Raw genomic sequence first — 234 nt, 5'->3', positions numbered from 1 at the left:
ATCTCGACCTTCTGCGGATCCACCTGCATGCCCGGGCGGACCCGCTGCAGGCCATTCACGACGATCCGGTCGCCCTTGCTCAGGCCGCTGCGGACGATGCGCAGGCCCTCCAGCTTCGGTCCCATCTCGACGGTGCGTTAGACGGTCTTGTTGTCGCCATCCAGGACCAGCACGATCTTCTTGCCCAGGTCGGTGCCGACCGCTTCGTCCTTGATCAGGGTGGCGGCGTAGGTC

Annotated in this window: 1 pseudogene; it reads right to left on the bottom strand. The window is 65.4% G+C overall.

Annotated elements, in window-relative coordinates:
• Window positions 1-234 (bottom strand): annotated as a pseudogene (locus tag ACLJNW_RS28740) (HlyD family secretion protein); the annotation flags it as partial.

Origin of the sequence: Salmonella sp. SAL4457, assembly GCF_046548235.1 — a bacterium.
In the GTDB taxonomy this organism is placed as follows: Bacteria; Pseudomonadota; Gammaproteobacteria; order Enterobacterales; family Enterobacteriaceae; genus Salmonella; species Salmonella enterica.
Note: the sequence above shows the minus strand (reverse complement) of the source record. Positions and strands in the feature narration are given on the sequence as shown.